Source organism: Vibrio sp. 10N.222.49.C9, assembly GCF_041474985.1.
Taxonomy (GTDB): Bacteria; Pseudomonadota; Gammaproteobacteria; order Enterobacterales; family Vibrionaceae; genus Vibrio; species Vibrio crassostreae_C.
On the sequence record NZ_JBFRVD010000038.1, the window covers coordinates 69163 to 77325 of the forward strand.

The following is an 8163-nucleotide window of genomic DNA, read 5'->3' on the forward strand; positions in this document are numbered from 1 at the left end:
GTGTTTTCTTCAGGAACGATTCCCTGAACATACAGCAGAGCTAAAATGTGTCGCAGAGTTCCCGTGTCGTTTGTTAGAAAAGTAAGTCGAAATTATTCAAAAGTGATTCCTAACGCGTGGGACGTGGAGTTCTAAGCCAAATCGGTACTTACAACGTAAAGGACTAGGCTTTTGACGGCTTACTGCGTAATAATGCATTCGCCCACAAGTGGGGGTTTATAGTCAGTAGGATTTTAAAATGAGTGAGATTGCTCGCTTTATATCTGGTGAAGCGCCGGACAAATTTGGTCGAAATATAGAACAGTTATTGGCTTACAATCATTTTTGGTTGGAGCATGACCATAAGTACATTCAAGTGTTCTTCCCAATAGATGAGGGGACTAAGTTTAATCAACATGCCCCGTTGGTTACTCAAGAAGATAAGGTGCTTTTTGCTAATTCAGAAGCGCTCCGCACAGCTCATCTACAAGTGCTTGACCTGATGCTTGAGTTTTGGGGTATGCAGCGAAACGGGAGTGAAATATCTTCATCGTTACCACTTAGCCCGGCTAATCACGTATGGTTAAAGAATCATGACCATAACCAGCTAAGGTTAACGCGAGCCATTCGCAGTTTATACTTGTTGGGTAATGAAGAGGTTGCGGCTCGGTTATGTGACTTTTTAGTATCAGCGGCGACCGAGACAGGGTTGGTGTCGGATAAAACCGTTCAGTATTGGCGCAATGCCTTGGAAGGTTAGGGTTTTTCTGTGCAGAGCTTCCGGCACTGCTCATAATTGATTCTCAATGCGCGGTATTTTGTACGATGCCGCTTTCTCTATATTCAACATTTGAATGCAATTTGTGGAATATATCAAAGTTAATTAAACTGATGGTAAGTTATTACTTTTCATTATGTTAGGGTTCTTTTCTTAAGGTCAGCGGATTAGGAAGAGGCTAATGAAAAAGGGATTTGTGATAGCGATATCAATCGGCTTTGTTGTCTTCTTCCTTGTTGGTCGTGAGCTTCAGTGGTTCGGGTCCAGTAATTCCGAGTCGTTTCCTAAACTTCCGGATAGTCCCCAATTTGTTCCTTCTATCGATTTCGACGGTGAGTGGCTAGGCCGCCGTATTAACACCACTGGCAATAATATGTGTGAACGCACAACCATCACCGGAACTATTCGTGAGGGTAAGGCTACTCTAAGGCTTACCTACAATGGAACACCGTTAGAGGGTTGGGTGACGGAAAACGGCGACTTACGTTTATATGCTAAACATCGCCAATGGGATTATCGTTTTTCCGCACGTGGCAGTGGCAGTAGATTTGACGGCCGATGGCACTTAACCAATGGGCCGTGCCAAGGAAGTTGGTTTCTAGAAAAGGTCGATGGCAAGTAGGGTTGTTACTACAAGACGCCGTTTAAAATTAACCAGCACAAGGTTCTTTTAGGAGAGATAAGTGATCAGATTAATCGCCGTGTTCATTGTGGCTTTCGGGCTAGGTGCATATGCGAGCTTACATGTTTTGACAGACTATGTTGTGAGCATTGAAGACAGTCATAAAGCTGCGGTGCGGCAAGGTTTTGAAACCTATAAATATGCAAATACAAAAGACCTTGCCCCATTAATTAAAACATCGAACTTGTTAGCTCGTTATAGTGCTTGTGAATTAGAGGGAGATGAAGGCGATGCGATTGCATTAGCCCTGTCTATTAACGCTATTTCCTTTGGGATGTTATCGAAGCAAGCGTCTGACCTCGATCAAGACACCTTTAGGACTGGTTTGATGATGTACGGAAAACTCAAAGACAACGAAAAAGCGTCTGGTCAGTTAACTGAAATACTTACTGCGTACTGTAAAGATAGTCTTCGCTATCTATACGACTGTGAAAAACTTTCTAATTTGTTAGGCGAAGAATGGGATACACAATGGAAGGAAGTGAAACCAGTATGTACCTAAAAATGATTCAACATATACGGCATTTTGCTATGCCGTATTCAGATGTGATTTGAAAACAAAGGACACAATATGGAAGTAAGGTTGGTCAAAGGTTCAGAGCCTAAGTTCGCTGAATCGATCACCAAAACGAATATGGCGAGTTACTATCAAGCTCGTGGAATCGCTTGGGGTCATAGCCAGTTTTTACGCAGCTGGGATGAGCTGGATAACTATGAAATTTATGTGGGGGATCGCCGTATTGGTGTTGTTCGCTTCAGTTACGCTAGTGGTACAACGTTTCTTAGGGACTTGCAGATATTAGCTGACTGTCAAGGTCAAGGTTTTGGCTCTAAGTGTCTCGATTTGGCTATTGAACATGCGAACAATCAAGCATCGGCTCAGTTAGTGTTGCGCGTGTTCAGTGAGAACCCCGCCATTAAGCTTTATCAATCAAAAGGTTTTACTCAGTTGTCTGAAGTGAAAGGGCTCGTTGAAATGGAGCTGCCTTTAGGGTCATCATTGAGAGAGTGTCATGGATAACCGTATCCAACTAAATTTTGTTAAATACTTATTTTCAGAGTTGCTGTTTATTGTTATTGCACTAGGTCTTGTCTATTGGATATCAGACGGTGATCGTTCATCGCTGCTAACCATAGGGCTGATAATTTGTGTTCCTCCATTAATAAAAATTCTAATGTTGTGGTGGAAGCTTCGCGATAGCTCGTTTGAAATCACGAACGGTCATGTACGTTTAAATGGCGTTGCTTGTGATGTGACTTTACAGCGTAGCTTTCTTCCGTTTGAAATTGGCTCATTCATCAAGCTTTCATACACGAAAGGTGCAATGCAGAAACACAATATTTACCTTTCTAAAGGCGCAATGAGCAAAGAAGAATGGAGCCGTATGTTAGCGTGTCGAACTAGGTCGCCATAAAGAAGCGACATCGCTGTTACTTGAGCTTTTAGTTTCCACGACGAATAGCGATGCGATTAAAGAGTACCAACGAGCGATCTCTTTATATGCTCAAGACCTAGATAAAACCTGGTAAGCAGCGCGTAAAGCTCATTAACTCACATAACAAAAAGCCTAAGCATCAATATGATACTTAGGCTTAAAGGCATAGTTTTTGTTCTTTAGGAAAGCGTTACGCTGAAAGCTCTTTACGAACGATCTCTGCGCCAGCACTTAGCGCATTAAGCTTCGCTGAGGCTATCTCGCGAGGTAGGGGAGCCATGCCGCAGTTGGTGCAAGGGTAGAGCTTGTCGGCATCAACGTACTTAAGTGTTTCACGTAGAGTGCTAGCCACTTCTTCCGGTGTTTCAATCGAATCGGTTGCAACATCAATCGCACCGACCATTACTTTCTTGCCTCGTACGAGCTCAAGCAGCTCAAGAGGTACATGAGAGTTGTGACACTCTAAAGAGATAATGTCGATATTCGATTGCTGCAGCTTAGGAAAGACTTCTTCGTATTGGCGCCACTCGGTGCCTAATGTCTTTTTCCAATCCGTATTCGCTTTAATGCCGTAGCCATAACAAATATGGACTGCTGTTTCGCACTTAAGCCCTTCAATGGCTCTTTCCAAACAAGCGATGCCCCAATTGTTCACTTCATCAAAAAACACGTTAAACGCAGGTTCATCGAACTGAATAATATCCACGCCTGCCGCTTCAAGTTCTTTGGCTTCTTCGTTGAGGATCTTTGCAAATTCCCACGCCAGTTTTTCACGGCTTTGGTAATGCGCATCGTAAAGTGTATCAATCATGGTCATAGGCCCCGGCAGAGCCCATTTGATCGGTTGGTCGGTTTGCTGACGTAAGAACTTCGCATCTTCAACAAACACAGATTTCTGACGAGAAACTGGGCCTACAACCGTCGGTACACTCGCATCGTAACGGTCGCGGATTTTAACGGTTTCACGCTTTTCAAAATCAACGCCATTCAGGTGTTCAATGAAGGTCGTTACAAAGTGTTGACGTGTTTGTTCGCCGTCACTCACAATATCAATGCCTGCTTGCTGTTGCTCGTGCAGAGAGACACGCAGCGCATCTTGTTTGCCGTCTGTGAGTTCATCGCCTTGAAGTTTCCATGGCGACCAAAGCGTCTCTGGTTGTGCAAGCCAAGACGGTTTCGGCAAGCTGCCCGCTGTTGAAGTCGGTAATAGTGTTTTCATAATAATATTGCCTATCCTTGGGTGGTTTGAGAGCGCAATAGACGATTAAAGTGCGTAATTTGCCGACCAGTTCTCTAGAACTGATTGGTATGGCTTAATGAACTTCTCTTCTGCGAATTTACCTTGTTCAACAGCTAGCTGGCTTCGTTCTTCACGGTCGTACACGATTTGAGTCAGCGAGTGATCCAAGTTTTTCAAGTTTGGTTGGTAACAGTTACCCGCAACCGCGTTCGCGTTGTAAATCTCAGGTCGGTAGATTTTCTGGAACGTACCCATGGTACTGATGGTGCTGATAAGCTCTAGGTTAGAGTAATCGTTCAGCAGATCACCAAAGAAATAGAAGGCCAAAGGTGCAACACTGTTAGGCGGCATGAAATAACGAACCTGTAAGCCCATCTTTTTGAAATATTGTTCAGTTAAAGAAGACTCATTCGGTTGGTATTCAAAACCTAATACTGGGTGTTGGTTTTCAGTGCGGTAATAGGTTTTATTATCTGACACGCTTAAGCAAATAACAGGTCGTTTATTAAAGTTCTTTTTGTAAGCGTCAGAGTTAACGAAATATTTAAAAAGCTTACCGTGTAAGTCACCAAAATCTTCTGGAATGCTGAATTTATCTTGGCCTTTATTATGATCCAATAGACGTACGCTAAAGTCATAATCTCGAACATAAGAAGAGAAGTTATTTCCGATAATGCCTTCAATACGCTCGTTAGTTTTACGGTCTACAATATTGGTTTTCAGCACTTCAATTGAAGGGAATGCTTCGCCGTTGCTTTCAATATCCATATCAACAGAAATGATTTCAAGCTCAACAGAGTAGCGGTCGCCCTTAGGGTTATCCCAGTGCGCTAACGCGTTGAAACTGTTATCGATCATTTGTAGTGCATTGCGTAAGTTCGCTTGACGGCTGTCACCGCGAGCCAGGTTAGCAAAGTTGGTAGTGATACGCGTGCTGTCTGCAGGCTGGTAGTTTTCGTCGAGGCTAATGCTCTTAATCGTAAAATTAAATTCTTTATTCATGCTGATTTGGTATCCCAATTTTTTTTCTGATTCTCTCGGTCTTTAGTATTAAAACGGCTTTTATTTTTTGCTTGTGACCGGATTAAGAATCGAAGGCTATGCTGTCTGAAATTAATGCTTAGTAGAATTAATGTCGTATAAAGTTAATCGTTTAAGGTTTTTATACGTTGATAGGTTGACCATTAACAATGGTATTACTTCACATTCAACATGAGGAATATTCATGATCTATTCTGTTTGAATATTTTAGTTGGTGTCAGTTATATTAATTAGCTTGATGGAAATATAACCGCATTAATAGTGTGTTATTTAAGACGATTAATTTAATTAAGAGATGGATGAAATGAGTGAATTGCTGTTGTTGATTTTCTACTGTGCGTTGCTGGGCAGTGGTGTTGGGTTTCTAGCCGGTTTGTTAGGTATTGGCGGAGGGCTGATCATTGTTCCTGTGTTAAGCAGCATTTTACTGTATTTAGAAGTTCTACCATCCGACCAAGTTGTTGTCGCGGCGATTGCTACCTCGTTGGCATCGATACTGTTCACTTCAACATCTTCTGCACTCGCTCACCACAAGAATGGCAAAGTGCCTTGGGATCTGGCGCCTTGGATCATGCTCGGTGTTGCTCTGGGTGCATTGGTTAGTGGTTTTATGGCGGCGTTGTTACCGGAAAAAGTCGTTCGTATTGTGTTTGCTGTGAGTGTGGTTCTTATTGCGATCAAGATGTTCTTAAGCAGCAAAAATGATGCGCCTAAGGAACGAAAACTGCCGAACAAAGGTGTGCTCACTGTGCTGACAACCATTACGGGTGGCTTATCTGCCATGATAGGTATTGGTGGCGGAGCATTGCTGGTTCCGCTATTAACGTTCTTCTCTGTCGATATGAAAAAGGCCATCGGTTGTGCCTCGGCTTGTGGCATTGTGATCGCGTTGTTTGGCTCGATAGGTTACATCAGTTCAGGCAGCAGCCACTTTGCTCTATCAGATGGCTTTGCTGGCTTTGTTTATCTGCCTGCGCTGTTGGGTATTGTGTGCACGTCTTGGTTTACGGCTCCGTTAGGCGCAAAAGCCACCAACCATTTACCGGTTCCAACGATTAAGAAAATCTTCTCAGTACTGCTGGTGGTTATCGCAGCAAGCATGGTTGCTCGTTAATCACAGAGCGCTCTCTGGCCTGTACTGATTCAGTTTCTTTATCAATTAGACATTTAGGTGCGAGAAAACGCATGTAAGTGTCTAATTGCGATCTGAGTCTATCAATCGCCGTATTAACGCCTTTTAATGCATCATGGCTCATAATAAGATTGTTCACGTTTTATAAATATTCAAATGTGGTCAAATACTTACTTAAAGGAGCAAGTGATGGCACGAGAAATCTCATTTAAGAACAACGGCACACATTGGAACGTTGTTCTATCAATGACGATAAGTTACGTGATCGTATCTTTAGCGATTAACTTCTTTTATCACACTGAACTCCAGTTTTTCCCTTTCGCTACTTCAATCATCATCATGGTTGCTTTCTACGCTCTCGCCTCAAGATTCACTAAAAGCAATCTATCTTTAGTGGGTGAAGACGTACATCTACATGGTATTAAAGCGGACTTAGTAATCAAAAACTCTGTCTTTGCGCGACAGTATATTCAAGTTAAATCTCTGACTCAAAAGGGCTATTACAAGGTGAATGTTCGCAAAGGCCAGGTAGAGAAATCTGATTGGGAAATGTTGTTGAGCAAGGCTTCTCTGCAAAACGTTTAACGTTAACGCTTAATGGAAAGTACTCATATCAGTATCTTCTATCAACATGATTATCTTGATAAAACATTGTTATTTAACCCAATTCACTGCTATAGCTAAATGTATCTTGTTTGATTCAACGGAATGCTATCAATGAGTGGTTTATGGATCCTTTAACGCAGGGCGTGTTAGGCGCTTCTTTGTCACAATCGGCCAGCAAAAAACAACATTTGGTTGTTGCTGGGGGATTAGGGTTGCTCTCCGGGTTAGCGCCAGATTTAGATGCACTGATTAAGTCTCAAAGTGACCCTTTGTTGGCTTTGGAGTTTCATCGACAATTTACCCATTCACTCTTCTTTATCCCCATTGGCAGTTTGATCTGTGCCTTGGTTCTGCATCACCTGATTGCAAAAAAACGTGGGCTTTCTTTCAAACAAAGTTGGCTGTTTTGTGCTCTGGGCTATGGTACTCATGCACTGTTAGACGCTTGTACCACCTATGGCACGCAGTTACTTTGGCCTTTCACCAACGCGCGTTTTTCTTGGAATACCATATCAATCATCGATCCTGTTTATACGCTTCCCATTCTAGTGTTGCTTGTGTTTGCGACGTTAAAACGAGCGCCTTGGCTAGCGCGTGTTGCGTTTACTTGGGCGCTAATTTATCCAACATTAGGGATGATTCAGCGAGACAGGGCAGAGGCGATTGGGTGGCAATTAGCGCAAGAAAGGCAACACACACCGATTCGATTAGAGGCAAAACCAAGCTTTGCGAATATCTTGGTTTGGAAAGTGGTGTACGAAACAGAGGCTCATTACCATGTAGACGCAGTGCGGGTTGGCACATCGGTAAGCACGTATCCCGGAGAGTCGATTGCGAAGCTGAATGTTAGCAGGGATTTACCTTGGCTTGACCCGGACTCTCAACAAGCCAAAGACATAGAACGTTTCCGCTGGTTTTCAAATGGTTATATCGCTCAGGACCCAACAGACGAGCTGCGTATTATCGATGTCCGATATTCAATTGTACCAAATCAAATGAAAGCACTATGGAGCATCAAGCTATCAAAAGCAGTTGATGCAAACGCGCATGTAAAATACGAAACTCATAGAGACAACACGCCAGAGTCGAGACAGATCTTCTTCGGTATGCTCACTGGCGATAAATGAGCTAGTTTTAAACTGATCTGCACCGTCAATACTGGATGCTACGTTAAGCGACTTTCCATACGTTTAGTTATCTCTGAATTGTTAATTTAGGGGAAGCTATAGCTCATTTATGCCCCATTCCGTATATGGAATCCACGTATTT

General features: G+C 42.9%; 10 protein-coding genes. 8 read left to right on the top strand and 2 right to left on the bottom strand.

What is annotated here, in order from left to right; all coding sequences use genetic code 11:
• The first annotated feature begins 238 nt into the window (after nucleotides 1-238).
• The 5 genes from AB4585_RS17200 to AB4585_RS17220 all read left to right on the top strand — a co-directional run bounded on the left by AB4585_RS17200 (nucleotide 239) and on the right by AB4585_RS17220 (nucleotide 2854).
• Nucleotides 239-739, top strand: a complete 501-nt coding sequence (locus AB4585_RS17200; protein WP_017062405.1) for an opioid growth factor receptor-related protein — start codon at nucleotides 239-241, stop codon at nucleotides 737-739.
• 199 nt (nucleotides 740-938) lie between these two features.
• On the top strand, nucleotides 939-1379 hold the full coding sequence (locus AB4585_RS17205; protein WP_017062406.1) for a hypothetical protein: 441 nt from the start codon (nucleotides 939-941) through the stop codon (nucleotides 1377-1379).
• 61 nt (nucleotides 1380-1440) lie between these two features.
• Complete coding sequence (locus AB4585_RS17210; protein WP_017064207.1) at nucleotides 1441-1941, top strand: hypothetical protein; 501 nt, start codon at nucleotides 1441-1443, stop codon at nucleotides 1939-1941.
• 69 nt (nucleotides 1942-2010) lie between these two features.
• Nucleotides 2011-2460, top strand: coding sequence for an N-acetyltransferase (locus AB4585_RS17215; RefSeq protein ID WP_136973884.1), 450 nt, complete (start codon nucleotides 2011-2013; stop codon nucleotides 2458-2460).
• Nucleotides 2453-2854, top strand: a complete 402-nt coding sequence (locus tag AB4585_RS17220) for a hypothetical protein (protein WP_017062409.1) — start codon at nucleotides 2453-2455, stop codon at nucleotides 2852-2854. The genes AB4585_RS17215 and AB4585_RS17220 overlap by 8 nt, the downstream gene beginning before the upstream one ends.
• Before the next feature lie 211 nt (nucleotides 2855-3065).
• On the opposite strand, the gene AB4585_RS17225 is transcribed toward AB4585_RS17220, so the two are convergent.
• The gene (locus AB4585_RS17225) at nucleotides 3066-4094 is read right to left on the bottom strand and encodes a methionine synthase (RefSeq protein ID WP_017062410.1); all 1029 of its coding nucleotides are present in this window, start codon (nucleotides 4092-4094) and stop codon (nucleotides 3066-3068) included.
• Between the two features lie 45 nt (nucleotides 4095-4139).
• Nucleotides 4140-5117 carry a DUF1852 domain-containing protein gene (locus AB4585_RS17230; protein ID WP_017064213.1) on the bottom strand — a complete coding sequence of 326 codons (978 nt, stop codon included), beginning with the start codon at nucleotides 5115-5117 and terminating at the stop codon, nucleotides 4140-4142.
• A gap of 343 nt (nucleotides 5118-5460) precedes the next feature.
• Between AB4585_RS17230 and AB4585_RS17235 the strand changes: the two genes are divergently transcribed.
• The 3 genes from AB4585_RS17235 (at nucleotide 5461) to AB4585_RS17245 (ending at nucleotide 8021) form a co-directional block, all read left to right on the top strand.
• On the top strand, nucleotides 5461-6270 hold the full coding sequence (locus AB4585_RS17235; protein WP_136973886.1) for a sulfite exporter TauE/SafE family protein: 810 nt from the start codon (nucleotides 5461-5463) through the stop codon (nucleotides 6268-6270).
• A gap of 174 nt (nucleotides 6271-6444) precedes the next feature.
• Nucleotides 6445-6873, top strand: coding sequence for a hypothetical protein (locus AB4585_RS17240; protein WP_372170396.1), 429 nt, complete (start codon nucleotides 6445-6447; stop codon nucleotides 6871-6873).
• 143 nt (nucleotides 6874-7016) lie between these two features.
• Nucleotides 7017-8021: a metal-dependent hydrolase gene (locus AB4585_RS17245; RefSeq protein ID WP_372170397.1), complete on the top strand. Its 1005-nt coding sequence runs from the start codon at nucleotides 7017-7019 to the stop codon at nucleotides 8019-8021.
• Nucleotides 8022-8163: the final 142 nt, after the last annotated feature.